At 72.7% G+C, this 23158-nt stretch carries 27 protein-coding genes; 12 read left to right on the top strand and 15 right to left on the bottom strand.

Features of this window, described 5'->3' with window-relative positions; all coding sequences use genetic code 11:
- The first annotated feature begins 4 nt into the window (after positions 1–4).
- The 3 genes from ACFY3L_RS05355 (at position 5) to ACFY3L_RS05345 (ending at position 1574) form a co-directional block, all read left to right on the top strand.
- Complete coding sequence (locus ACFY3L_RS05355; RefSeq protein ID WP_389318935.1) at positions 5–703, top strand: AAA family ATPase; 699 nt, start codon at positions 5–7, stop codon at positions 701–703.
- A 132-nt stretch (positions 704–835) separates the two neighbouring features.
- Complete coding sequence (locus ACFY3L_RS05350) at positions 836–1303, top strand: GtrA family protein (RefSeq protein WP_389318933.1); 468 nt, start codon at positions 836–838, stop codon at positions 1301–1303.
- Between the two features lie 76 nt (positions 1304–1379).
- Entirely contained in the window at positions 1380–1574 is a 195-nt protein-coding gene (locus ACFY3L_RS05345) for a hypothetical protein (protein WP_389318931.1), read from the top strand.
- Between the two features lie 45 nt (positions 1575–1619).
- On the opposite strand, the gene ACFY3L_RS05340 is transcribed toward ACFY3L_RS05345, so the two are convergent.
- Positions 1620–2531 (bottom strand): LysR family transcriptional regulator, encoded by a 912-nt coding sequence (locus ACFY3L_RS05340; protein ID WP_389318929.1) that lies wholly within the window; start codon positions 2529–2531, stop codon positions 1620–1622.
- An 85-nt stretch (positions 2532–2616) separates the two neighbouring features.
- On the opposite strand from ACFY3L_RS05340, the gene ACFY3L_RS05335 reads away from it, so the two are divergent.
- The 3 genes from ACFY3L_RS05335 to ACFY3L_RS05325 all read left to right on the top strand — a co-directional run bounded on the left by ACFY3L_RS05335 (position 2617) and on the right by ACFY3L_RS05325 (position 5832).
- Positions 2617–3297 carry an alpha/beta fold hydrolase gene (locus tag ACFY3L_RS05335; protein ID WP_389318927.1) on the top strand — a complete coding sequence of 227 codons (681 nt, stop codon included), beginning with the start codon at positions 2617–2619 and terminating at the stop codon, positions 3295–3297.
- Between the two features lie 142 nt (positions 3298–3439).
- Positions 3440–4132 (top strand): FKBP-type peptidyl-prolyl cis-trans isomerase, encoded by a 693-nt coding sequence (locus ACFY3L_RS05330; RefSeq protein ID WP_389318925.1) that lies wholly within the window; start codon positions 3440–3442, stop codon positions 4130–4132.
- A 110-nt stretch (positions 4133–4242) separates the two neighbouring features.
- Positions 4243–5832, top strand: a complete 1590-nt coding sequence (locus ACFY3L_RS05325; protein WP_389318923.1) for a M28 family peptidase — start codon at positions 4243–4245, stop codon at positions 5830–5832.
- Positions 5833–5868: 36 nt separating this feature from the next.
- On the opposite strand, the gene uppS is transcribed toward ACFY3L_RS05325, so the two are convergent.
- The 3 genes from uppS to ACFY3L_RS05310 all read right to left on the bottom strand — a co-directional run bounded on the left by uppS (position 5869) and on the right by ACFY3L_RS05310 (position 7510).
- A complete protein-coding gene (uppS, locus tag ACFY3L_RS05320) occupies positions 5869–6651 on the bottom strand; it encodes a polyprenyl diphosphate synthase (RefSeq protein WP_389318921.1) in 783 nt (260 codons plus the stop codon).
- Between the two features lie 95 nt (positions 6652–6746).
- Entirely contained in the window at positions 6747–7025 is a 279-nt protein-coding gene (locus tag ACFY3L_RS05315) for a hypothetical protein (RefSeq protein WP_389318919.1), read from the bottom strand.
- A gap of 146 nt (positions 7026–7171) precedes the next feature.
- Positions 7172–7510 (bottom strand): TraR/DksA family transcriptional regulator, encoded by a 339-nt coding sequence (locus ACFY3L_RS05310; RefSeq protein ID WP_389318917.1) that lies wholly within the window; start codon positions 7508–7510, stop codon positions 7172–7174.
- 857 nt (positions 7511–8367) lie between these two features.
- Between ACFY3L_RS05310 and ACFY3L_RS05305 the strand changes: the two genes are divergently transcribed.
- The gene (locus tag ACFY3L_RS05305) at positions 8368–9810 is read left to right on the top strand and encodes an RICIN domain-containing protein (RefSeq protein WP_389318915.1); all 1443 of its coding nucleotides are present in this window, start codon (positions 8368–8370) and stop codon (positions 9808–9810) included.
- Here ACFY3L_RS05305 and ACFY3L_RS05300 read toward each other — a convergent pair.
- From ACFY3L_RS05300 to ACFY3L_RS05285, 4 genes are all read right to left on the bottom strand, one after another.
- Positions 9777–10154 carry a hypothetical protein gene (locus tag ACFY3L_RS05300; protein WP_389318914.1) on the bottom strand — a complete coding sequence of 126 codons (378 nt, stop codon included), beginning with the start codon at positions 10152–10154 and terminating at the stop codon, positions 9777–9779. The genes ACFY3L_RS05305 and ACFY3L_RS05300 overlap by 34 nt on opposite strands.
- 194 nt (positions 10155–10348) lie before the next feature.
- On the bottom strand, positions 10349–11776 hold the full coding sequence (locus ACFY3L_RS05295; protein ID WP_389318913.1) for an aminotransferase class I/II-fold pyridoxal phosphate-dependent enzyme: 1428 nt from the start codon (positions 11774–11776) through the stop codon (positions 10349–10351).
- Positions 11766–13013, bottom strand: coding sequence for a M20 family metallopeptidase (locus ACFY3L_RS05290; RefSeq protein WP_389318912.1), 1248 nt, complete (start codon positions 13011–13013; stop codon positions 11766–11768). Before ACFY3L_RS05290 ends, ACFY3L_RS05295 begins: the two co-directional genes overlap by 11 nt.
- Before the next feature lie 34 nt (positions 13014–13047).
- Complete coding sequence (locus tag ACFY3L_RS05285; RefSeq protein WP_389318910.1) at positions 13048–14730, bottom strand: flavin monoamine oxidase family protein; 1683 nt, start codon at positions 14728–14730, stop codon at positions 13048–13050.
- A gap of 241 nt (positions 14731–14971) precedes the next feature.
- Here ACFY3L_RS05285 and ACFY3L_RS05280 point away from each other — a divergent pair, with 241 nt between their 5' ends.
- The 3 genes from ACFY3L_RS05280 to ACFY3L_RS05270 are packed head-to-tail and all read left to right on the top strand — an operon-like array spanning position 14972 to position 17292.
- A complete protein-coding gene (locus ACFY3L_RS05280) occupies positions 14972–16291 on the top strand; it encodes a cytochrome P450 (protein ID WP_389318908.1) in 1320 nt (439 codons plus the stop codon).
- A 43-nt stretch (positions 16292–16334) separates the two neighbouring features.
- Positions 16335–16673 carry a hypothetical protein gene (locus tag ACFY3L_RS05275; protein ID WP_389318906.1) on the top strand — a complete coding sequence of 113 codons (339 nt, stop codon included), beginning with the start codon at positions 16335–16337 and terminating at the stop codon, positions 16671–16673.
- A 19-nt stretch (positions 16674–16692) separates the two neighbouring features.
- Entirely contained in the window at positions 16693–17292 is a 600-nt protein-coding gene (locus tag ACFY3L_RS05270) for a GNAT family N-acetyltransferase (protein WP_389318904.1), read from the top strand.
- Here ACFY3L_RS05270 and ACFY3L_RS05265 read toward each other — a convergent pair.
- Both ACFY3L_RS05265 and ACFY3L_RS05260 read right to left on the bottom strand, forming a co-directional pair.
- Positions 17269–17925 (bottom strand): RraA family protein, encoded by a 657-nt coding sequence (locus ACFY3L_RS05265; RefSeq protein ID WP_389318902.1) that lies wholly within the window; start codon positions 17923–17925, stop codon positions 17269–17271. The two genes, ACFY3L_RS05270 and ACFY3L_RS05265, sit on opposite strands and share 24 nt — an antisense overlap.
- A gap of 26 nt (positions 17926–17951) precedes the next feature.
- Positions 17952–18281, bottom strand: coding sequence for a hypothetical protein (locus ACFY3L_RS05260; RefSeq protein WP_389318900.1), 330 nt, complete (start codon positions 18279–18281; stop codon positions 17952–17954).
- Positions 18282–18348: 67 nt separating this feature from the next.
- Here ACFY3L_RS05260 and ACFY3L_RS05255 point away from each other — a divergent pair, with 67 nt between their 5' ends.
- Positions 18349–18741 (top strand): hypothetical protein, encoded by a 393-nt coding sequence (locus ACFY3L_RS05255; protein ID WP_389318898.1) that lies wholly within the window; start codon positions 18349–18351, stop codon positions 18739–18741.
- A gap of 87 nt (positions 18742–18828) precedes the next feature.
- Positions 18829–19344 carry a putative immunity protein gene (locus tag ACFY3L_RS05250; RefSeq protein WP_389318897.1) on the top strand — a complete coding sequence of 172 codons (516 nt, stop codon included), beginning with the start codon at positions 18829–18831 and terminating at the stop codon, positions 19342–19344.
- Here ACFY3L_RS05250 and ACFY3L_RS05245 read toward each other — a convergent pair.
- The 5 genes from ACFY3L_RS05245 to ACFY3L_RS05225 all read right to left on the bottom strand — a co-directional run bounded on the left by ACFY3L_RS05245 (position 19341) and on the right by ACFY3L_RS05225 (position 23157).
- Positions 19341–19913 (bottom strand): hypothetical protein, encoded by a 573-nt coding sequence (locus ACFY3L_RS05245; RefSeq protein ID WP_389318895.1) that lies wholly within the window; start codon positions 19911–19913, stop codon positions 19341–19343. The genes ACFY3L_RS05250 and ACFY3L_RS05245 overlap by 4 nt on opposite strands.
- A gap of 372 nt (positions 19914–20285) precedes the next feature.
- Positions 20286–20858 carry a nucleotidyltransferase domain-containing protein gene (locus ACFY3L_RS05240; protein ID WP_389318893.1) on the bottom strand — a complete coding sequence of 191 codons (573 nt, stop codon included), beginning with the start codon at positions 20856–20858 and terminating at the stop codon, positions 20286–20288.
- Positions 20855–21382 (bottom strand): hypothetical protein, encoded by a 528-nt coding sequence (locus ACFY3L_RS05235; RefSeq protein WP_389318891.1) that lies wholly within the window; start codon positions 21380–21382, stop codon positions 20855–20857. Before ACFY3L_RS05235 ends, ACFY3L_RS05240 begins: the two co-directional genes overlap by 4 nt.
- Positions 21383–21468: 86 nt before the next feature.
- Positions 21469–22128 (bottom strand): hypothetical protein, encoded by a 660-nt coding sequence (locus tag ACFY3L_RS05230; RefSeq protein ID WP_389318889.1) that lies wholly within the window; start codon positions 22126–22128, stop codon positions 21469–21471.
- Between the two features lie 45 nt (positions 22129–22173).
- Entirely contained in the window at positions 22174–23157 is a 984-nt protein-coding gene (locus ACFY3L_RS05225) for a DUF1152 domain-containing protein (RefSeq protein WP_389318887.1), read from the bottom strand.
- Between the last annotated feature and the right edge of the window lies 1 nt (position 23158).

Genomic DNA, 23158 nt, shown 5'->3' with positions numbered 1-23158 from the left:
GCTGGTGCGGCGCGTCGAGGTGGACCCGGGCGCGTCGTGGGATCCGGACGCGTGGTGGGCCCGGATCCCGGCGGTGCGGTCCCTGCTGGACGGGGGCCTCAACCTCCCGGCGGGCGTGACCTTCCTCGTCGGGGAGAACGGGTCGGGGAAGTCCACCCTGATCGAGGCGCTCGCCCAGGCGTACGGGCTGAATCCGGAGGGCGGCTCCCGTGGCGCGATGCACCGCACCCGCGAGTCCGAGGCGCCGCTGGGCGCGCTGCTGCGGCTGGTCCGCACCGCGGGCGCCTCCGGTCACGCGTACTTCCTGCGCGCCGAGACCACGCACGGCCTCTACACCTACCTGGAGTCCCTGGACCACCCGTCCGACCGGGACCTGCACGACCGCAGCCACGGCGAAGGCTTTCTGACCCTGCTGGAGCGCAAGTTCACGCGGCCCGGCTTCTACCTGATGGACGAGCCGGAGGCGGCCCTGTCCTTCACGTCCACCCTCAGCCTCATGTCCCGCCTGGCTGCACTGGCCGAGTCCGGCGCACAGATCGTCGTCGCCACCCACTCGCCGGTCCTGACCGCGCTGCCGGACGCGACGGTGCTGGAGCTCGGCGAGCACGGCATCCGCCGGACCACCTGGTCCGACCTCGCCGTCGTCGAGCACTTCCGGGCGTTCCTCGGCCAGCCCGACCGATACCTGCGCCACCTGCTCTGACGCCGCCGGCGACGCGTACAAGCCGAACTTCGGCGGCGGGACCGGCTGTGCGTCCTGAGCCCGGACCGCCTTGAGGGACGATTTTTCTGGGAGTGCGTCTGACGTTCAGGTGGCTGGGGTAGCGTCACCGCCGTGCGGGGGAGGGTCGTGGACGCCTGGCGGCATCCGTTGGTGCGGTTCGTGGCGTTCGCGGGGCTCGGGTTCGGGTTCGACGTCGGGCTGCTGTTGCTGCTCAAGGCCGTGACGCCGCTGCCGGCGTTCGCGTGCGTGACCGTGGCCTTCTGGGCGACGTACGCCGTGAACTTCGTGCTCAACCGGTACTTCACCTTCGACGCGAGCCATCGGGCGGTGGGGCCGCAGGTCGCCAGGTTCGTCGTGCAGGTGTTGGGGGACTACGCGCTCACCGTCGGGGTGGTTCTCGGGCTGCAGGTGCTCGGCGTGCACCTCGCCGTCGGCCGGGTCGCCGCCGGTGCCACCACGCTGGTGTTCAACTACGTGATGTACCGGTGGTGGACGTTCCACCGCCCGGCGACGGGCGGCAGCGGGACGGACGCCGGGCAGGTGGTCGCGGCGGCGCGTGGCGGCGCCTCGGCCGGCTGAAGCACCGGCACGGTTCGCGTTGGGGGTGGTCGGGTATCCGGTAGGTGTTGAGACGTCGACATCACGGAGGACGACCATGCTGCCGAAGATGATCGCGAAGTGGGCGGTGGCGGCGATCGCGGTGCCCCTTGCCATCGCCGGTGCGAGGAAGGTCAGCGACCGGATCGAGGCCCGCCGCGGCTCGACGCGCACCACCCGTCTGCTCCGCAAGGGTGTGGCGACCGCGGAGCGGATGACCGGCCGCAAGCGGCGCCGCCGCCTGGCCTGGTAGTCGTGGCGGCCGCCTGACGATCGCGCGGGCGGCCGCCGGGACCAGTCATCGCACCCCGGAAGCCGGCCCGGACAGAAGGTCACCGGCGATGTCGGTGGCGAGGTCGATGGCGCGGGCGGCGAGCGGGGAGTGGGTGCGGCCCGCCCGCCACAGCAGGTAGATCTCGCGGGGCGGGAACGCAGGGTCCAGCTCGTGCACGGCAAGCGAGTCGTCCACTCCGCCGAGCGCCAGCCGGGGCAGGACGGCCGAGCCGATGCCCGCTCGTACCATCGACAACACCGCGTCGTTGCCGGTGGTGCGGAACACGATCCGGGGCTGGACGCCGGCGCGGGCGAAGGCGGCCTCGATCCGGGGCTGGTCGCAGTCGGCCGGCCAGGCGACCATCGGGGCGCGGTGCAGGCCGGCCAGCGGCACGGCACCGTCGGGGAAGTCGCCGCGGCGGGCGACCAGCATGTACGGGTCGTCGAGGAGCTTGCGGTGCTCGACGTCGCCGTCGATGCGGCCGTCTGCGCGGCTGTCGAGGAACATGAGGTCCACGTCGTCGACGCGGGGCTGGCCGCTCTCGTCCTCGAACAGCCGGATGTCGCACGCGGGGAACTCGGCGCGCAGCGCGAGGACGAGCCGCGGCAGCAGCGTCGTCGACAGGCTCTGGAACGTGCCGATGTCGATGCGCCCCTCGCCGGCGCGGAACCGGTCGAGCGCGTCCACCAGGGCGTTCGTGCGGGCCAGCAGGTCGCGGGCGTGGGTGAGCACGACCTGGCCGAGCGGGGTGAGCCGCACCGGGCGGGGCCCGCCGGGGCGGTCGAACACGGCGCCGCCGACGGTCTTCTCGAGCGTGGCGATCTGCTGGCTGACCGTCGACTGCGTGTAGCCGAGGCGGGCGGCGGCCCTGCTGAACGAGCCCTCGTCGACGACGGCCGTCATGGTGGCGAGGTGGCGCAGCTCGATGTCGCTCACGACGTCCAGTCTATCGGTCGGGCCGATGGAAACCATCACAGAGCATCGCTTTTCAGCATGCCACGGCGAATCTAGCGTGGTCGGCATGAGCACCTTCGTACTGATTCACGGCGGGGGAGACTCCGGCTGGTCCTGGCATCTCGTCGCGGACGCGCTGCGTCGCCGGGGGCACGACGCGATCGCCCCCGACCTGCCGGCCGGCGACGACGGGGCCGACCTGACCACCTACGCCGACGCGGTCGTCGCGGCGGCCGGTGACCGGCCGGGCGTGATCGTCGTGGGCCACTCGTTCGGCGCGTTCACGGCCCCGCTCGTCGCGGAACGCCTGGACGCCCGCGTGCTCGTCCTCGTCGCCGGCATGATCCCCGTCCCCGGCGAGCGGCCCGCCGACTGGGGCGGCGGCGCCGGCTATCGGGACGCCGTCCGGGAGCAGGCCGCCCGCGACGGTGGGCGCACCGGCAGCGACGACCCGGATGTCTGCTTCTACCACGATGTGCCCCGCGAGCTCGCCGAGGAGGCGAAGCGCCGGGAGCGCGCACACCCGTCGGAGGCCGCGACCGCGAAGCCCTGGCCGTTGGCCGCGTGGCCGGCGGTACCGACGCGGTTCCTGCTGTGTGCCCAGGATCGGTGCTTCCCGCCCGGCCTCTTCCGGCGGCTGGTGCCCGAGCGCCTCGGCATCACGCCCGACGAGATCGACGCCGGGCACTGCGTCGCGCTGAGCCGGCCCGTGGAGCTCGCGGACCGCCTGCACGGGTACGCGCAGTGAACCGGGCGGCGATCTGGCTCCCGCTGTTCGACCCCCTCGCCGACCCCTCGTCGTGGCGCGGCTCGCCGCAGAGGCGGAGGAGGACGGCTGTTGAGATCAAGAGTGAGTGGTCACGGGCACATCACCGCCGTATTGTGTTGCGGTGACCGAACGTGTGGCGAACCCGCAGCGTGGCGCAGCGACCAAGCGCGCCGGCAGCAGCATCCAGGTGGACAAGTCCAAGGCCGCGAAGCGCGCGGCGGCGAAAGCCGCCAGAGCCAAGGCCGTGGCGGCCGAGAAGCGCCGCCGGGTGCTGAGCATGGTTGGAGCGGCGCTGGCCGTGCTGCTCGTCGTGGGTGCGATCGTCTGGTTCGCGCAGTCCGGTGACGACGACCCGTCGACGCCCGCGGCCGGCACGAACAGCAGCGCCGGCGCCACTCAGGGCGCGACGAGCGCGGCCTTCCCGCAGCTGCCCGAGGGTGCCGACCCGGCGCTCGGCACGAAGCCGACCGTGACGGCCGGCAGCGGGGCCGTGACGAAGCTGGTCGTGACCACGCTCATCGAGGGCAAGGGCCCCGCCGTGCAGGCGGGGCAGACGATCACCGCCAACTACGTCGGCGTCACCTACGTCGACGGCAAGGAGTTCGACGCGTCCTGGAAGCGGTCGGAGCCCCTCGAGTTCCAGGTCGGCGCCGGCAGGGTCATCAAGGGCTGGGACGACGGCCTCGTCGGTGCCAAGGTCGGCAGCCGGGTCCAGCTCGACATCCCGGCATCGATGGCGTATGGCGACAACCCTGACGGCGGCCGGCCGGCCGGCGCCCTGCGGTTCGTCGTGGACGTGCTCGCCGCCAAGTAAGGCCGCCCGGCGTGTGCACATCGCGCACAATCGGGCATGCATCAACTACCGTCGATCTTGCGAGTCTGCTTACCCTCCTCCTCTGTACCTCGACGAGGAGGAGAGAGCACGTGGTGCTTCGCAGGCTCGTGGGCGCGGCGACCGTCGCGGTCCTGGTGGGGTCGGTCGGGCTGGCAGCGCCGGCCGCGGCCGCCCCCACCATCAGCACACCGAAACAGCTGACCAAGGCCGTGACGCTGCCCGGCGTCCTGCGGCACCTGCTCGCGTTCCAGGTGATCGGCGACCTCAACGGCGGCAATCGCGCGTCCGGGATGCCCGGGCACAAGCGCAGCGCCGACTACGTCGCCGCCCTGCTGCAGCAGGCCGGCTACCAGGTCACCCGGCAGCCGTTCCAGTTCAACTTCTGCGACGAGACGGGCTCGTCCTTCGCGCAGACGGCGCCGGCGGCCACGACGTACGTCGAGGGCACCGACTACGACGTCATGACCTGCTCCGGCTCCGGTGACGTCACCGCCGCCGTCGTCCCCGTGGACCTGAACCTGGTCGAGCCCCGGGTCGCCGTCACGTCCGGCTGCGAGGCCACCGACTTCACCACCGCCGTCACCGGCAAGATCGCGCTGATGCAGCGCGGCGGCTGCCCGTTCGGCACCAAGGTCGCCAACGCCGAGGCGGCGGGCGCCGCCGGCGCGATCGTCATGAACCAGGGCAACGGCGACCGGGCCACCGCACCCGACCGGTACTCGCTGCTGCTCGGCACCCTCGGCACCCCGGTCGGCATCCCGGCGGTCGGCGTCTCGTACGACACCGGCGCCGCGTTCTCCACGACGGCCGGCCTCACCGTGCACCTCACCACCTCGACCACCGCCGAGATCCGCGACACCGAGAACGTCATCGCGGAGACCAAGGGCGGCAACGCGGGCAACGTCGTCATGGCCGGCTCGCACCTGGACTCCGTGCCCGCCGGCAACGGCATCAACGACAACGGCAGCGGCAGCGCCGCCCTGCTCGAGGTCGCCCTGCAGATGGCCCGCACCAAGCCGGTCAACAAGGTCCGGTTCGCGTGGTGGGGCGCCGAGGAGGCCAGCCTCGTCGGCTCGACCTTCTACGTCAACAGCCTCACCCCGGCGCAGCAGGCGCAGATCAGGCTGTACCTCAACTTCGACATGATCGCCTCGCCGAACTACCAGTTCGGCGTCTACGACGGCGACGACTCCGCGGCCGCCGGCGCCGGCCCCGGCCCGGCCGGCTCCGCGCAGATCGAGGCCCTCTTCGAGGCGTTCTTCGCCTCCCGCGGCCAGCGGACGAACGCCGCCGACTTCACCGGCCGCTCCGACTACGGCCCGTTCATCGCCGCGGGCGTGAACATCCCCGCGGGCGGCCTGTTCACCGGCGCGGAGGTCATCAAGTCCGCCGCGGACGTCGCCAAGTTCGGCGGCGTGGCCGGCGTCGCCTACGACCCGTGCTACCACGAGGCGTGCGACGACCTGTTCCGCGTCACGCAGAAGGGCGGCGACCCGGCCGTCTACGCGCAACTGCGCAGCATGTACACCCTCGTCGGCAACATCAACACGTTCGCCCTCGACACGAACGCCGACGCGATCGCGACCGCCGTGATCACCTACGCGTTCGACACGTCGTCCATCCCGCCGCGCACCACGACCGCGGCCCGCTCTTCGATCTCCTCTTCCTCGACCATGTGATCGGTTCGGGCGCCGGCCTGCTGGGCCGGCGCCCGGTCAACCGCCGAACCGGCGGTGCCGGGCGGCGTAGGACCGCAGCGCCCGCAGGAAGTCGACCTTGCGGAAGCCCGGCCAGTACACGTCGCAGAAGTACAGCTCCGAGTACGCCGCCTGCCACAGCAGGAAGCCCGACATCCGATGTTCGCCGCTGGTGCGGATGACGAGGTCGGGATCGGGCAGCCCGCCGGTGTAGAGGTGCTGGGCGATCTGCTCCACGCTCAGCGTTTGTGCGATGTCGTCGACGGTACGACCAGCGAGCGCCTCCTGCTCCAACAGCGCCCTGACGGCCGCGACGATCTCATCCCGCCCGTCGTACCCGATGGCGATCGTGAGCCCGAACGGCGCCCCACTGTCCCTGGTGGACTCCTCGGCCAGCTTCAACGCGTGCCGGGTCGAGTCCGGCAACACGTCCAGCCGGCCCGCCAGGTGCACCCGCCACGGGCTCGCCGGCCGCCGCAACCGCTCCGCGACGACCTCCTCGATCATCCGCATCAGGTTCCCGACCTCGCCGGCGTCACGCTTGCGGACGTTGTCGACCGACGCCACGAACACGGTCACGTGCTGGATGCCGAGCTCCGCGCACCATCCGAGCACCTCGTCGAGGTGCTCGGCACCATACCGGTGCCCGACCCGGGGGTCGTCGAACCCCATCTGCCGCGCCCACCGCCGGTTGCCGTCCATGACCATGGCGACGTGCCGCGGCAGCCTCCCACCGGCCAGCCGCCGGCTCAACCGGCGCGCGTACAGCCCGTACACCGCGCCCCGCACTGACTCGAACATACCCGTATCAAACCGCCCCGCCGCCCCGCCGGCGCCCGCCTGCACAGCATCTTCACGCCTTCGCCACACCGGCCCGCGGCGCGTCGCTGCGCAGGTCAGGACCGGCGGGGACGGTTGATGCCGGAGGGTGCGTCGCGGGTGTACGTGCGGTCGACGTCGCTGTCATGATCCAGGTCCTCGTAGACGGTCTCGTGGCCGCCGCGCTCGATGACCACCCGGTCCATCTCGCCGTCGCCGTCGGAGTCGTACAACAGGTTGTCCGGCTCAGGAGGCTCGGAGTAACGGTGCAGCGCACCGTCGTGCGCGTCGGTGTGGCTGTGGTCGTGCGCCAGCTCGCCGGACATGACCTCGTGCGCGTCGTCACCGAACGGCATCGGTCATGTGGCAACGGTAGGGACCGCCCCACCGCGCGCACGCGGTCGGTACAGTATCCGACCGCGCACTCAGCGTCCTGGCGACGACCACAGCCGATCAGCGACCGGACGGTCCGCCGTGGGTGCCTTGCCGCGGCGTCCGGTGGTCATGCGCAGGCGACGCAGGTGCGGGCGGACGGGCGGATCGCGAGGCGACCGGCGGGGATCGGTCGGCCGCAGCGCTCGCAGATGCCGTAGTCGCCGGAGTCCAGCCGCGCCAGCGCCTCGTCCAGGTCGCCCAGCCGGCGCCGGGTCGCGTCAAGGACGGCGGCGAGCTGCGCACGCTCGTAGGCGATCGTGCTCCCCTCAGGATCGTGCTCGTCGTCGGCGTTGGAGTCCTGACTCGCCTCGAACACGGCGCGCAGGTCCGCCTCGAGCCTGCTCACCTCGGCGGCAACAGCCGAACGCGCCTGCTCCAGGCCAGCCCGGGTGTCGTCGTCGGCCACACCCCTACGGTACTTCGCTCCAGGCTGACTTCCGGCGAATGGACAGACAGAAGGGAGGGGCATTCCGTGGCGGTGAGGTTCTCGTCAGGATCGGTCCTCTTGGTGTCTGCTGGCGAGCACCGCGCCTTGGCCGTCATGACAGCACGGGTCCCGTACATCGCCTTCTATGCCGCTCATGGTGAGCCTGATCCTGCCGAGATCGAGGATGTTTGCGCGGGTGAACCGTTGTTCGTCGTCGCCGTGATGCGATCGGCGTATTCGACTGGCCGCTGGGGCCGCGTACTGCGGCGACTTCCGGAATCAGCGCTTCCGGCGGTCCCCCCGGTGTTCATGCAGGACATCGGGAGCGGGTCCTGCTGTTTGCAGGCATCATGAGCCGCGATGAAGCCGGCGTCGTCGTTGTCGGCGAGGACTCTGCTTTTGGAACCTCACCACCGCAGCGCCCTGGACCTCACCCTGGCTACCCGAAGATTACGGACAGAACTATTGATCAGGCGCTGAAACGGTGGATGACTGGCGTCGCGGGGTCAGGGCCGCGGGGGTGGAGGGGTCGTGTTGCGGATCAGCTGCTGCAGGACCTTCACGGCGGTGACGTAGTCGGCGTCGGGGATGCCTTCGTGGATGCGGGCGCGGATGGTTGGGGCGTGCTCCTTGAGTGCCGCGCGGGCCGTAGAGGCTCAAGCATGCCTGAGGTCAAGCAGGTCCCGCTGACGGACGACCCCGGCAGCCGGGCGGCGGCCGTGGAAGTTTCACCGGCGGGCAAGGGGAACGGGACGCCTGCCGGGAAAAGCGTAATCGGCGGGCGGGCGGATGCATCTCTCTCAGCGACAAACAGTTGCAGGGAAGGAGCAACGCAAGTGCAGCACCGCAGAACAGCCGTCCTCATCGCTTCGGTTCTGGCCGCGTCCGCGGGCGTCGTCGCCGTGACCGTGTGGCCGTCGGAGGCGGCCGTCGCCCCCGTCAACGGTGGCGTCTACACGCTCGCGTCAGCGTCCAGCGGCAAGTGCGTCGTCGCCGCCGGCACCGCCAACGGTGGCCTGCTCACCCAGGTCGCCTGCGCCGCCACCGTCACCGCCCAGCGGTTCACCGTCGTCGCGCAGAACGGGGCGTACGGCCTCGTCAACGCCGGCAGCGGCAAGTGCGTCGACGTGCCCAGCAACACCACCACGGCCGGCACGCAGCTGTGGCAGTGGACGTGCGGGGCGTCGGCGAACCAGACGTGGCAGCTGACCGCCAGCGGCGCGGCGTCCGGCAAGTACCTGGTCAAGAGCGCGGCGAACGGGTTGTGCGTCAGCAACAAGGACGGGTCCACGGCCGGGAACAACCCGATCGTGCAGGAGCCGTGCGCCGACATCGCCAGGATGCAGTGGTCGTTCAACGCCACGACCGGCAGCACGCCGACGCAGGGCGGCCGCACCTGGTCCAACACCGCTGACGGCTTCGCCCAGGGCACGACCGGCGGCGCCGGCGGCACGGCCGTCACCGTGACCACGTACGCGGACCTGCTCAAGTACGCGACCGCCGCCCCCGCGTACATCATCCGGATCAGCGGCACGATCACCGTGCCCAACTATGGTTACGAGATCCCGGTCGCGTCGAACAAGACCCTCGTCGGCGTCGGGAAGACCGGCCGCATCAAGAACGGCGGGTTCTTCCTCGGCGCGGGCGTCCGCAACGTCATCATCCGGAACCTGACGATCGGGGACACCGCCGTCGCCTCCGACGACCCCGACGACAAGGACTTCGACTACGACGGCATCCAGATGGACACCGCCGACCACGTGTGGATCGACCACAACACGTTCACGAACATCAACGACGGCTACATCGACTCCCGTAAGGACACCACCAACGTCACCGTGTCGTGGAACATCCTCGGCAACCACAACAAGACGTTCGGCATCGGCTGGACCGACAACGTCGTGGCCCGCATGACGATCCACCACAACTGGCTGCACGACACGACCCAGCGCAACCCCAGCGCGGACAACCTCGCCTACGCCCACCTGTACAACAACTATCTGCAGAACGTGTCCAGCTACGGCAACTACGCGCGCGGCGCGACGAAGATGGTCCTGGAGAACAGCTACTTCGACCACGTCAGCAACCCGTACTACCCGGACGCGAACGCGCAGCTGAGGCAGTCGGGCAGCATCGTGGTCAACAGCACCGGCCGGCAGGAGACGAAGGGCTCGGCGTTCAACCCGGGCAGCTTCTACTCCTACACCCTCGACCCGGCCGCCGACGTGCCGAACCTGGTCAGGACCTACGGCGGCCCGCAGGCGAGCATCGTCATGTGACCGTGGTCCTGAGGAAGTCCGTTTGGGGGGAGGCGCCCGTCGGGGCGGCGGGCGCCTTCCGCGGCGGTGGGACCGGTGGACCGGAAGGTCGCCCTGGTCGCCACCGCGCCCGCCGGCCAGGGCCTGCCGTCCGCGCGGGGCACCGCCTGCGCCCGGCGGTTCGCGTCAGCGAGGTTGCCCTGCAGTGCGGCGGCGGCGTCGGTACAGGTGAACCCGGCGTCGCCGTTGCGCCAGGCCGTGTTGGCGGTGAGCCGGATCGCGCCACGGTTGCCGTCGTCGGAGAACCCGTCGCCGGCGTTGTCCCACGCCGCGTTGTCGTGCAGCACGTGCGCCGCGGCCGGCACCGGATCGCCGCCGCCGCGCGTGAAACCGTTGCCGGCGTTGCCCCACGCCCACGTGTGCGGTCGCCGGCGCGGGCGGCGCGCACGAGGGCTGCGGTCGCGCGCCGGGTGCGGGTGTGAACCTCCGGCATGCGGGGTCCCATCGGTGGGGTGCGGTGTGGTGCCTCCCTGAAGAGATGCGCGCGACCCCGCCCGCATTACAGAAGTCTCGTGACCACCCGCAGCGTGCGCAGGGACGGGTCGGCCGCGTACGCGATCCTGACGCCGGCGTGCCGGGCCTGTTCGAGCGCCGTGAGGGCCGCGGCGGTGATCTGCTCGCCGGGCGCGAGGACGGGGATGCCGGGTGGGTAGGGGGCGACGAGCTCGGCGCAGACCCGTCCGACGGCCCGCTCGGCCGGCACGGTCTCGGTGGCGGCGAAGAACGCCTGTCGTGGTGGCATCGCCGCGACCGGTTCGACCCCGTAGACCGCGGGTCCGACGACCGGGCGCGGTGCGCCCCGGTGCCGCCGCACCGAGTCGGCCAGGGCCGTGGTCAGGTGGGTGAGGGACGCGGGGGTGTCGGCGAGCGAGACGACGGCGACGAGGACGTCGCGGTCGGCGGACTCGACGGGCAGCCCGGCGGCCAGGAGGTCCCGCTCGACGAGGTTGCCGTCGGCGCCGGTGCCGAACAGCAGCAGCGTCAGCTTCAGCGGGTCGGCCGCGAGGCCGTCGAGGACGGTGAGGCCGTCGATGCCGCGGAGCCGGTCACGGGCCGCGCGGGTGGCCGCGATGGCGTCGCCGAGCAGCGCGTGACCGTCGCGCTGGAGCAGCGCGCGGGCGGCGTCGGTGCTGGCGAGGACGGCGCCGGCCGGGCTGGTGGTCGCGGTCGCCTCGATGCCGGCGTCCAGGCGCGCCGCGTCGACGCGGCCGGTGCGGGCCAGCACGAGCGCCGCCTGGCTCCAGGCCGGGAGCGTCTTGTGGGCGCTGGTCACCATGACGTCGGCGCCGAGCTGCAGCGGGTGCCGGGGCAGGCCGGGGTGGAAGCCGAAGTGGGCGGCCCACGCCGCGTCCACCACCAGCGGGACGCCGGCCTCGTGTGCCGCGTCGGCCAGGCCGGCGATGTCGCCGACGGTGCCGACGTAGGACGGGTCGCCCACGAACACCGCCCGCACGTCGGGGTTCGCGGTCAAGACGCGGCGCAGGGTGGCGGGCGCGACGCCCAGCGGGAGGCCGGTGGCGGGGTCGACCTCGGGGCGCACCCAGACGGGTGTCAGGCCGGCCAGCACCAGCCCGAGCAGGAGCGAGCGGTGCAGCGTGCGGCTCACGACGACCCGGTCGCCGTCGCCCGCGACCGCCAGGGCGACGGCCTGGTTGGCGTGGGTCGCGCCGCCGGTGGAGAAGCGGCAGAAGTCCGCGCCCCACAGCCGGGCCGCGCGGGCCTCGGCGTCGGCGAGGACGCCGCGGCTGAGCTTCATGGTGTCGAGGCCGGCGTACAGCGGGACGTCGCCGGCGACCACGTCGCCGACGAGGTCGTGGCGTTGCTTGTGGCCCGGGATGGTGAACGGCGTCGGTGGGCGCTCGCCGAAGCGCAGCCAGGCGTCCAGCAGCGGCGCGTCGCCGCGCAACCCACGCGGATCAGTCGGCATCGTGCGCCCAGCCGGCGTCGGACGTCGAGCCGGCGTCGGGGGCCGAGGCGGCGTCGGAAGAGCGGGCCGAGTCGGAAGCGGAGGGCGAGGCGGCGTCGGAAGCGGAGGTCCAGCCGGAAGAGGGGGTCCAGCCGGCCAGGACCGTGACCAGTGCGGACGTGAGCGCTCGGACCTGGCGCACGTCGACCCACTCGTCGATCGCGTGCAACCCGCCGCCGGACGGGCCGCACACCAGGGTGGGGCACAGCCGCTGCCACAGCGGTGCCTCCATCCAGTACGGCGCGTCGAACGTCGGTCCGGTGCCGAGCGCGCCGCCCAGCAGGCGGGACAGCCCGGCGGCCGGCCCGGTGTCGTCGAGCCGCCAGCCGTCGCGGTGAGCGAGCAGCTCGGCGGTGGCGTGCCACCCGGGGTCGAGCAGGGACCGCACCTCGTCGAGCGCCGCGGCGCTCGACGAGCCCGCCGTCGTGCGCAGCTCGACCAGGCACTCGGCGTGGTCGGGCACCACGAACGGCGACGACCCGCCGCGCGCCACCGTCACCATCAGGTCGCCGCCGCCGGCCCGCACCGCCGCGGCCCGCTGGTCGACCGCGTGCAGCAGCCGGCCCAGGTGGGTGACGGCGTTGACGCCGAGGTCCGCCTGCGAGCTGTGCGCGGCGCGGCCGGTGAAGCGCACCCGCACGACGGCGAACCCGCGCAGCGACCTGGTCAGGGCGAGGTCGGTCGGCTCCGCGATCAGGCAGGCGTCCGGCCGGACCCCGAGCCGGGGGAGCGCGTCGATCACGGCCTCGCTGCCCAGGCTCGCGTCCTCCTCGTCGGCCACCAGCGCGAGCACCGGTCGGACCGGCGCCCCGGCCGCGACCAGGTGCTCCGCGGCGGCGACGATCGCCGCCACGCCACCCTTCATGTCCGCGGCGCCCCGGCCGAAGAGCCGGTCACCGTCGAGCCGGGGCGTGAACGGCGCCGGCATCCCGTCCACACCCACGGTGTCGAGGTGCCCGTTCAGCACGACCGTCGGCCCCGAGGCCGGACCCGGCGGCACCGCCACCAGGCTGGGACGGTCGTCGTGGCCGGGCGCAGGCACCACCGTGGTGGCGAAGCCCGCGCCCCGCAGCCGCGAGCGGAGGTGCTCGACGATCGCCGCCTCGCCCCGGGCGGACGGGACCAGGCCCGGGTTCACGCTGTCGATACGGACGAGGTCGTGCAGCAGCGCCAGCGCGCCGGTCTCGGGGTCCCGCATGGATCAAGCCTAAGGGGACGGCCATCCCCAGTGCTCAGTTGCCGTACGTGTAGCGGTTGCTGGTCTGGGTCATCGGGCTGCCCGGGAAGAGCCCACCCGGTCCGGCGATCCGGTTCGCCACCGCCGCCGCGGCGTTCACGCCGGTCTGCAGCGCGCCCTCGATCCAGCCGCCGCACCAGCCGACGCTGTCCCCGGCGAGGTAGATGCCGGCCGGCGACTCGTCCAGGAACTGGTAGTAGAGGTCCGCGTTCTCCGTGTCCTGGCCCGGATAGTTGAGCTTGAACGCACCGTAGAACTGCGGCTCCATCTGCCAGTCGACCATCGCCGTGCGGTCCTCGACGATCTGCTCCCGCAGCGTCCGCACGAACTTCGGGGCGCCCGGGGCGAGCGAGTCCAGCAGGGTCTCCAGGCGCTGCCGCGGGTCGCGCAGCGCGATGTACTTCGTCGAGTCGTCGCCCCACGTGTAGCTGATCAGCACGACCCCGTAGTCGCTGTCGGGGTAGTCCAGGCAGTACAGGCCGCGGCACAGGCCATCGGTCTGGATGTTCTGCGGCAGGTCGGTGCCCTGCCAGAACTTCCGCTTCGTGAGCACGAACAGCTTCGAGGAGTTCATCAGGTGGATCTCGCGCAGGGCGGTGCCGGTCGCATCGGGCAGCACCCAGTCGGGGGAGCTGCTGATGCCCATGTCGACCTCCATCGACCGGGTCGTGGTCGCCACCACGACCGCGTCGAAGCTCGCCGTCGCGGGCCTGGTCGCGTTCGGCGGCAGGAACGTGACCGTCGGCCGGTCGCCGGTCTGCGCGACCCCGGTCACCCTGGTGCGGAACTGGATCTGCGAGGACCGCAGCCGCTGCACGAAGCCGTCGGCGATCCCGCCCAGGCCCGACGGGTAGAACTGCTGGTCGGTCTCCAGGCCGTTCACCACGAGCCGGGCGATCTCGGCGAAGTTCACCGGGTACAGCGGACCGAACCCGCCGGAGCCCAGCCCCAGCGCGCCGAACAGCGCGAAGTCCTGCGACGTCCACGGGCTGGTGTTCCAGCGGGCGGCGTTCTCCACGAACGCCTGCACGAGGCCCTGGTAGAACGAGATCTGGCTGTACCCCTGCTCCGGGCTGGACGGGCCGTACGGGTAGATGAGCGACTGCCAGTTCGACTGCGCGTACACGAACCGCGACGGGTCGGCGAGGTTGTCGCCGATGTGCTTCGTCCAGTACCCGGCGAGCGCGTCCCACCCGGCGCTCACGTTGTCGAAGATGGCCGGCGCCCGCAGCCCGGCCGCCCACTCGTACGTGCCGCCCTGGAAGATGATGTTGGTGTTGACCTTCCCCGGGTCGGGGAACTGCCCGCCCGGCTTGATGCCGAACTGGGCGGCGTAGTAGTTGAACAGCTGCTCCGACGGCGGCACCCGCATCGCGCCCATCTCGAAGATCGCCGGGTCGCCGGGCACCGGACGGACCGAGCGCACCCGGCCGCCGGCGTGCTCGGACGCCTCGTAGATCGTGACCTTCGCGCCCTGCTGGTCCAGCAGGTAGGCCGCCATCAGACCCGCCATGCCCGCCCCGATCACGGCGACGGACCTGCCGTTGAGCGCGCCGGCCGGGCCGAGCCGCCCGCCGTTGGCCTCGAGGTAGCCGGTGTGGTCGTACAGCACGTCGACGAACGTCCGCTGCACGTTCTGGTTGGGCTCCGACGATCGGTTCGTCGTGAAGAAGGTCATCTGTCCGCTCCGCTCCTGGGACACCGGCACGCGCGCTGCGCACGACGAGGCTCCGGCACGCCAGGCGGTGCCGGAGTTGACTGGGACCACGGATCCGGCCATGTGCAGCTCGACACGCTGCTGAAGGCCGAGTCGATCATAGGGGCGCCGTCCCGCCGCTGAGCTGCGAGTTTCCGGTTTTGCTCCCCTGCACGCGGCCGCCGCGGCGTTTCCGCGCCCGGCGGCCGGGTAGCCGGGCGGCATGACAGCATCGACGGCTGCGACCGCTCGGACCGCCCCGTCCGCGCCGGCATCGCTCGCGACGGCGTCGGTCCTCGACACGGCGAAGGTCGTCCTGGTGGTCGTCGCCCCGGCGTTCGTCCAGGGCGCCATCCGCCGACGGCCGCGGATGGTGCGCCTCGCGCGGCGGCTCGACACCGACTGGCGGGCAGGGCGTCTCCTGCAGCGGTTGCGGCGGCAGTACGGTGTCAGGCCCCTGATGCTGAAGGTGCCGGGCCGGTCGGTCGCGGTGGTGCTGTCGCCCGACGACGTCCAGCGGATCCTGCGGGAGACCCCCGACCCGTTCACGCCCGCCACCACGGAGAAGCGCGCGGCGCTGCGCCACTTCCAGCCGCACGGCGTGCTCATCAGCACCGGCGAGGAGCGCACCCACCGCCGCACGTACAACGAACGCGTCCTCGACACCCCGGAGCCCCTGCACCGCCAGGCCGACGCGATCGTCGCCGCGATCCGCGACGAGGTCCGGCGCAGCGACCCGCCCGGCGACGCCCTGGACTGGCGGCGGTTCTCCGCCATGTTCGCCCGCGTCGCCCGCCGCGTCACGCTCGGCGAGGCCGCCCGCGACGACGAGCGGCTGACCCGCGAGCTCGACCGGCTGCGCGACGCCGCCAACTGGGCCTACCTGCGCCCCCGCCAGGAGGGCCTGCGGCAGCGGTTCCAGCGCCGCGTCGACGCGTACGTCGCCCGCGCCGAACCCGGCAGCCTGGCCGGCATGATGGCCGGCACCCCGTCGACCACCGACGTCGACCCGGCCGGTCAGGTGCCGCACTGGCTGTTCGCCTTCGACGCGGCCGCGATGACCGCCTTCCGCACCCTCGCCCTGCTCGGCTCCGACCCGTCCCGCGCCGGGACCGCCGCCACCGACCTGCGCTTCCTGGGCGCGTGCGTGCAGGAGACGCTGCGCCTGTGGCCGACGACCCTCGCCATCCTGCGCGAGAGCACGCAGGAGACCGACTGGGGCGGCGCCACCCTTCCCGCGCACACGTCGCTGATCATTCTCAGTTCGTTCTTCCAGCGCGACGAGGGCATGCACTACGCCGACAGGTTCACCCCCGAGATCTGGCTCAGCGGCGCGGCCCGCCGCAGCCCGCAGATCTTCCCGTTCAGCGGCGGATCCGCCGAGTGCGCCGGCCGCAACCTCGTCCTGCTCGTCATGACCACCGTGCTCGCGGAACTGCTCCGCACCCACCGGTACACGGCCGTCCACCCGCTGCGCACGCCGCTGCCCGGCACCGTCGACCAGACCCGGATCCAGCTCCGCCGGTACCCGATCGCGGCGTGATCGTTCAATACACGCCGGCTGGCAGCGCCTACCGTTGCCGGTCATGGACGACTTCGCAAGCGGGGCGCTGGTCGCCGCGGTGCTGCGGTCCCTCGCGGACGACGGCATCGCGGTCTCCACGCCGGCGCCGGGCGGTGCGCTGGCCCCGCTGCCGGTGAAGCGCCGCCTGCGCGCCGAGGTCGCCGCCACGCACGGGCGCCTGCCGCTGCTGCGCGTCGGGCTGGTCCTGCCCCGCCTGCCGCCCGACCCGGCGCTGTCGGCCCTCGCCGCCGCCACCACTGCGCAGGACCGGCGTGGTGCCCTGTGTTCTCATGCACCCGTCGAAGCCGCTCGCCTGTCGCGCCGGCGTATGCGATGTTCGATACGCCCACGAAACACGTGACGTGGAAGGTGTGACACCGATGCTGACGCCGGCGGAGCTCGCCAGGGATCCTTCGCCGCTGACCCGGCGGGTCACGGTGGACGGCGTCGAGGTCGTCGTGCGGGCGCTTCGCCCCGACGAAGGCGACGCGTTGACGGCGTTCGTCGCCGGGCTGTCCGGCACGAGCCGCCGGTTCTGGCACGGCGACACCGACGACGCCGCCGCGGCCGGCGACTGGATCGAGGCGATCGGCCGGTACGACAAGCTGCGGCTCGTCGCCGAGCACGGCGGCCACCTCGCCGGGGTGGCCGACCTGAGCTTCTCGCTACCGGACGGGTATGAGATCACCCGGTACGCGAGCTACGGCCACCCGCTGGACCCGGCGCGGACCGTCAGGTTCGGCCCGTGCGTCGCCGACGCCTGGCAGGGCCGGGGGCTGGCGGCGGCGCTGCTGCCGCCGGCGTGGGACGCGGCCCGGCTGTTCGGCCGCGACCGCGTGGTGCTCTTCGGCGGCGTGCACGCCGCCAACCAGCGCGCCCGCCGGTTCTACCGCCGGCACGGCTTCGTCGAGGTGGGCGCGTTCGACGACTGCGTCGACATGGTGCTGCGCCTGCCGTCAGAGGGTGAAGCGCAGCCGTGACGGCTCGCCGCGGGCCAGCCGGTCCGCGTGCTCCGCGGTGTTGAGCACGTCGGCGAGGGACGCTCCGGCGGCGAGGCGCTCCGCGACCTTCGCCTCGGTCGCCATCACCTGCGCGGCGGCGGTGAGGCGGTCGACGGCGACGGCCGGGTCGAGCACCACGATGCCGTCGTGGTCGGCGATGACGATGTCGCCGGGGTGGACCGGCACGCCGCCGCAGCTGACGGTGGCGCCAAGGACGCCGGGCTTGGTCGTGGTGCCGGCCTTCGGGGTGACGTGCCGGCTGTAGATGGGCAACCGGCAGCCGGCCACGAACCTCAGGTCACGGTAGCCGCCGTCGACGACGATCCCCGCCAGGCCCTTGCCCAGCGCGACCCGGGCGAACAGTTCACCGGCGAGGGCGGTCTCGCGGCCGCCGCCGTCGACCACCAGTACATCACCCGCTGACGCCAGCTCGATCGCCTGGATCACACCGAAGAAGTCGTCCCGGCACCGCACCGTGACAGCCGGGCCGCACAGGACGGGGTTCGCCGACCTGCAGCGCAGCGCCGGCGACATGACCCGCACGTCCTCGCCGACGTCACACAGCGCCGTGGTGTCGACTCCGGCGGCGAGGCGGCGGATCTCATCGGTCATGCCGCGACGGTACCGCGCGGCGCCGGCTACTTCCGGGCGGCCTGCGCGCACGGCGCCGTCTCCCGCGCGCCGAGCCGGTCGCCGGCCAGGGTCCACAGGACGCCGCGCCCGTCCAGGTGGCAGTCGCTGACGCCCTCGACGGCCATCCGCCACACCTGCCGGCCGCGCAGGTCCTCGACCGTGACGGTGCTGTCGATGGCGGTGCCGATGCGCGTGCCGTCACTGGCGACCACGCCACGGTCGCCGTCCACCGTGGCTCTGGTGTGCAGCCGCCGGCAGAGCAGGCGCGTCGCGTCCTCGCCGGGGTCGGTGACCAGCCAGCCGCCACCCGCAACGGGACGGATGTGGTGCGGCACCGCACCGGTCAGGGACCGGCGATCAGACGGGGGCGCACCCGCAGCAGGATACGGCTATCGTGCTGCGATGAGCCGGTGGGCGTGGGTGAGGTGCGGGGTCGCGCTCGCCGCCACCGTGGGGATCGCGCTGCCGACGGCGGGGATGACGATCCTGCGCGGCGACGCGCCCGGCTTCTTCGTGTTGATGGTCGGTGTGTCCGCCGGGCCGGCCTGGCTCTACGCGTGGCTGGTGCGTACACCCGTGATGTCGATCCTGGTCGGCGTCGCGTACGTGCTGATCGACGTCCTCCTGCCGGTCCCCGGCTACCGCGAGGCGTTCGTGACCGGGGCGGGCGCCGGCGGCTGGCTGCTCTGGTACGACGGCATCATCGGCGTGCCGCTCGCCTGGCTGTCGTTCCTGGTCGGCTGGGGCATCGACGCGCTGATCAGGTTCTCCACGCCGGCCTGGGACCGGGACTGAGCGGGCGAGCGACGGGCGCCCGCACGCCGAAGTCTCAACCGGTGGTTCAACGGTACGGTTGACCCACATGAGCTCGGGACACGTGTCATGATCCTGCCGAAGATCCGGGATCCTCGCTTCATCACGATCCGCCGCGGCGGGACGCTCACCGACGACGACCACCATCTGCTCGCGTTGTGGGCCGCCGCGTGCGCGGAGCACGTGCTCGGGCTCTTCGAGGCGGCCCGGCCCGGGGATCTGCGGCCGCGGCAGGCGATCGAGCACGCCCGGGCGTGGGTGCGGGGCGAGGTGAAGATGATGGAGGCGCGGGCGGCGGGCGGGCACGCGATGGGCGCGGCCCGGGACCTGCGCGGTGCGGCACGGCACGCCGCGTACGCCGCCGGGCAGGCCGCGGTCGTCGCCCACGTCGCCGCGCACGAGCTGGGCGCGGCCGCCTACGCGATCAAGGCAGCGCGGGCGGCCGCACCAGGCGCCACGGGCGACGCGGCGGGCCGGCTGGAGTGCCGGTGGCAGCGGGACCAGCTGCCGGACGCCATCCGCGAGCTCGTCCTCGACGACCAGCGGCTGCGCAACGACATCTGCTGGTCGGTGTTCGAGGTTTAGAAGGTGTACGGGGTGTCGTACGACGGCAGGAGGATCCGGGCGCGCGGCGACGCCCGGCGGATCGCGGCGACGAACGCGTCGAGCTTGGCCGCGTCGCCGGCGGCGACCGCCGGAGGGTTGCGCAGCGGGGTCTCGAAGTTGTCCCAGTGCACGGGCACGACGACCCGCGGGTGGTCCAGCGCCGCCAGCAGTCTCCCGGTGTAGTCGTACACGACGCCGGCTGACGGCAGCGCGACCATCGCCACGTCGGGAGCGAGGCCGGTCAGGTTGCGCTCGACGAAGTCGCTGCCGCCCATGAAGAAGAGCTTCGGGCCGCCGGCGATCGTCACCTGGTACGCGAGGGTGTCGCCCTCCGGCAGGTCGCCGATCGTCCGCGGCGCCGGCGGCGGGGTGAGCCGCACGCCGGGGAGCGCGGGGGAGTAGGCGGCGTTGCGGCTGTGCAGCGACGCGGCCACCTCGACGGTGTAGTCGCCGAAGTCCAGGTGCTCGCCGCCCTTCACCGGGACGGCCTGGGCGGCCGGCACGCCGGAGGCGAGCGCGAGGTGGTACGCGGTGAGGGCGCCCAGCACGCGCGCCCCGGGACGGTCTTCGCGATGGTCGTCCCGTTGGCGGAGCGTGCGTGGGCGGTGCGCGTCAGTACCGCGTGATCCGCCCGGCCCGGGTGATCGCCTTCGGCGGGCTTTACGAGGGCCGGCTCGGCGCGCAGTTCTGCCTGGACAAGCACACCGCCGTCACCCTCGCGACGGCATGGGGGCTGGCGGCCCGGTCCCCGCACAGCATCGTGTACCTGCCGGTCCGCGCGGCACGCACGCCGGACCGGTGCTCCTGGTGGGGGCGCCCGCTCGACCTGGTGCTGCTGCACCACCGGCTGGCCGTGCCGGCGGCGGCGCCACCACGACCGCCGTCACGCGCCCGCGGAGCTGCACGTCGAGTACTGCCGGCTACGGTAACGCCGCGCGCCATGGGTGCGCCGCGAGCAGGGCGGCCAGCGTCCGCCGCTGCGACGGGCTCAGCAGGGGCAGCACCGCGTCGAAGTCGGCCTGGTCCTTCGGGCGTGGCTCCTTGGCCTTGAAGAGCAGCACCAGTTCCGGGATCAGGTAGGGGATGCCGTCCGCGGTGCGCCGGATGATGTCGCCGTACGGGTAGCGGATCGTCTCGTCCCGCCGGTAGATCCACGTGTCGCCGTCGTGCGGCTCGCGGAAGACGTCGAGCAGGTAGTCGCCGGTGGCCGGGTCACGCAGCCAGGTCTGCCGCGTGGCGTCGAGCGTCCGTTGATCCGCGTCCTGCCAGATCCGGCCGTCGCCGACCGCGTCGAACACGAGGCCGGGGAAGCGGAGCTCGGCGAACCGCCCGGCCGGCACGGCGATCTCGATGTCGTGGTGCTCGCGGGACTGCTCGCCGCGGAACAGGTCGAGGGCCCAGCCGCCCGCCACGTACCAGGGCACCGTCACCCCGGTCAGGCGGCGGGCCACCTCGGCCGGGGTCCAGCAGCGCGCCCAGCGGTCCGGGGTCACTTCTCCATGCTGAGCGGCGCCGGCACGAAGCGCTGGCCCGCGTAGGCCGCCAGGGCCTGGGCCACCTCGTTGGCGGTGTGCAGCGTCTCGTCGAGCGCCAGCAGGACGATCGACGGGCGGCCGTCCGTCTGGTTGCTGTAGTCCGTCTTCGCGCCCAGGTCGACGCCGGGCGCCGGGGTCAGCACGAGGCGGTGCGTGCGGGTGTCGCTGCCGGGGTTGACGTACGGCTCGAGGAACACGGCGTCGATCGCCCCCCACGGCACGAGCCGGTTGATGCCGGCCACCTTCAGCTGGAGCCCGGCCTCGCCGATGACCACCGGGTCGGGCCGGAACGCCTCCCGCAGCTGCCACAGCGAGAACACGATCGCGAGCCCGCCCAGGATCAGCAGCGCCGTCGAGCCCAGGTTGATGAACACGAGCACGGTCAGCTCGGTGCCGGTCCGCGAGGCCCAGATGACTCCGCACCCGGCGAGGAAGTACAGCGCGAGCAGCCAGAACTTGGGGCGACGATAGTGCAGCGTCATCATGTCTCCGTGCGAGCGACATCATCGAGAGCCGCGACAGTCTCGCACATCCCGCCCCACCGCGATGCCCCGTCCAGGCGGGCGTCCTACACCGCGCAGAGCAGCGTGGGGTCGTGCTCGCAGTGCCCGAACTGGTCGCGGACCGCGAGGCTGCCCGGGTCGAACGTCGTGGAGTGGACGGTGCCGGCCCAGGTGTGCAGGACGATGGTGTTGCCGGCGGCGAACTCGACCCGGACGACGTCGGCCAACGTGCCGTTGTGGAAGCTGTGCCAGACGACCGCGACGGGGAGCGGCGACTCGCGGCTGAGCCACCCGGCGCGGGACCGGAGCAGGAACTTGTCGAAGTAGCCGTCGGAGTCGCTCGCGCAGTGGTACTGGACCCGGACGACGTCCCAGCGGCCGTCGGGCGAGCGGGCGGCCCCGGCGGCCGGCCCCGGCTTGCAGCTGTCGTCGAGCACCTCGGCCATGACGAGCCCGGCACACGCCAGCGGCACGGGCAGCACGAACAGGGCCGACACCGCCAGCGTCCTGAGCGGCCCCGGCGCCACCGTCAGCGCGACGGCGAGGACCAGCATCATCGGCACGGCGAGCGCCACCGCGATCGTGGGCGCGACCTCCGCGACCGGCCGCAGCGAGAGGTGGTTGCGCGGATTCCAGTGTGCGTACGCCACGAATCCCGTCGCCAGCACGGCGATCGCGACGAGCGGATAGGCGGGCCGTGATCGCCACCGCCGAGGTGAAGGCATCCGCACATCCTTCCCCATGCGCATTTCCCAGTGCATCCCCGCAGGTCAATGGGGGAAGGCGCGGGGGATGCGGGCGGTGGCGAGGTCGTCGCGGAAGGCCTGGATGCGGGTGATCACCTGGCGGCGGCCGATCGTGTGCTCGATGCGGTCGAGGTACAGGCAGCGCGCGGCGAGCTTGTCGAGGTCGACGGTGAAGTAGACGGCCATCAGCGGGTTGACGAACAGGGCGCTGCCGGAGGTGCGGTGGGTGAAGCGGACGTCGCCGAAGGCGCCGGCGGTGGCGGCGGCGATCTGGCCCTGCACGATGCTGGGCCGGTCGGGGGTGGCGGCCTGGGCGTCGGCGACGGCGTCGCGGTACAGGACCGCCTCCCGGCCGGCGCTCGGGATGGACAGTGCGCCGAGGTAGCCGCCGTCGCGGTCGAGCGCGGCCAGGTTCTCCAGCACCTGCACGTGGTTGACGCCGTCGTGCGCGTCGATGCCGAAGCCGAGGCTCGTCACCAGCTTGACCGGCACGTCGAGAGCGGTGACGGCGGCGACGCTGGTGATGTCCTCGACCGGGGTGCCGAGGTCGCTCTCGTCGCCGCGCAGCAGGATGTCGGTGCCGCCGTCGACCAGCACCACCGCGTCGATGTCGAGGTGCTGGATGAGGTACCGGTAGCCGTCCCGCAGGGTCTGCACGCCGAGCGGCGGGAACGCGTACACGGTCGAGGGCAGGTCGTGCGCCGCCAGCCAGCGGGCGAGGGTGCGTTCGGGGAAGTACCAGTCGGGGCTGTCGGTGTCCGGTCGCACCGCCGCGACCTGTTCCGTCGCCCACGCGGCCCGGTCGATGAGCTCCAGCTGCGAGAACGACAGGCTGGCCAGGTGCACCCGCGTCCCGCCCTGCCAGAGGGCCAGCGCGAGGGGCAGCCCGGCGTACACGTCGAACCCGCCACCCGCCCCGGCGATGAGCACGTTGCGCGCCGGCGCGAGCGCGGCGAACAGCGGCGGCACGGCCAGCGAGAACGACGGCGCGCCGGCGTGGTCGGTCACG

The organism is Dactylosporangium sp. NPDC000521 (assembly GCF_042898305.1).
Classification (GTDB): Bacteria; Actinomycetota; Actinomycetes; order Mycobacteriales; family Micromonosporaceae; genus Dactylosporangium.
The sequence above is the reverse complement of the archived record's forward strand: the minus strand, read 5'-3'. Positions and strand labels throughout refer to the sequence as shown.

Coding starts and splice junctions, on each gene's coding strand:
- ACFY3L_RS05345 (WP_389318931.1), top strand. CDS start 1,380: ATGCTGCCGAAGATGATCGCGAAGTGGGCGGTGGCGGCGATCGCGGTG.
- ACFY3L_RS05335 (WP_389318927.1), top strand. CDS start 2,617: ATGAGCACCTTCGTACTGATTCACGGCGGGGGAGACTCCGGCTGGTCC.
- uppS (WP_389318921.1), bottom strand. CDS start 6,651: ATGTTCGAGTCAGTGCGGGGCGCGGTGTACGGGCTGTACGCGCGCCGG.
- ACFY3L_RS05315 (WP_389318919.1), bottom strand. CDS start 7,025: ATGCCGTTCGGTGACGACGCGCACGAGGTCATGTCCGGCGAGCTGGCG.
- ACFY3L_RS05295 (WP_389318913.1), bottom strand. CDS start 11,776: ATGCCGACTGATCCGCGTGGGTTGCGCGGCGACGCGCCGCTGCTGGAC.
- ACFY3L_RS05290 (WP_389318912.1), bottom strand. CDS start 13,013: ATGCGGGACCCCGAGACCGGCGCGCTGGCGCTGCTGCACGACCTCGTC.
- ACFY3L_RS05285 (WP_389318910.1), bottom strand. CDS start 14,730: ATGACCTTCTTCACGACGAACCGATCGTCGGAGCCCAACCAGAACGTG.
- ACFY3L_RS05280 (WP_389318908.1), top strand. CDS start 14,972: ATGACAGCATCGACGGCTGCGACCGCTCGGACCGCCCCGTCCGCGCCG.
- ACFY3L_RS05275 (WP_389318906.1), top strand. CDS start 16,335: ATGGACGACTTCGCAAGCGGGGCGCTGGTCGCCGCGGTGCTGCGGTCC.
- ACFY3L_RS05270 (WP_389318904.1), top strand. CDS start 16,693: ATGCTGACGCCGGCGGAGCTCGCCAGGGATCCTTCGCCGCTGACCCGG.
- ACFY3L_RS05265 (WP_389318902.1), bottom strand. CDS start 17,925: ATGACCGATGAGATCCGCCGCCTCGCCGCCGGAGTCGACACCACGGCG.
- ACFY3L_RS05255 (WP_389318898.1), top strand. CDS start 18,349: ATGAGCCGGTGGGCGTGGGTGAGGTGCGGGGTCGCGCTCGCCGCCACC.
- ACFY3L_RS05250 (WP_389318897.1), top strand. CDS start 18,829: ATGATCCTGCCGAAGATCCGGGATCCTCGCTTCATCACGATCCGCCGC.
- ACFY3L_RS05235 (WP_389318891.1), bottom strand. CDS start 21,382: ATGACGCTGCACTATCGTCGCCCCAAGTTCTGGCTGCTCGCGCTGTAC.
- ACFY3L_RS05230 (WP_389318889.1), bottom strand. CDS start 22,128: ATGCCTTCACCTCGGCGGTGGCGATCACGGCCCGCCTATCCGCTCGTC.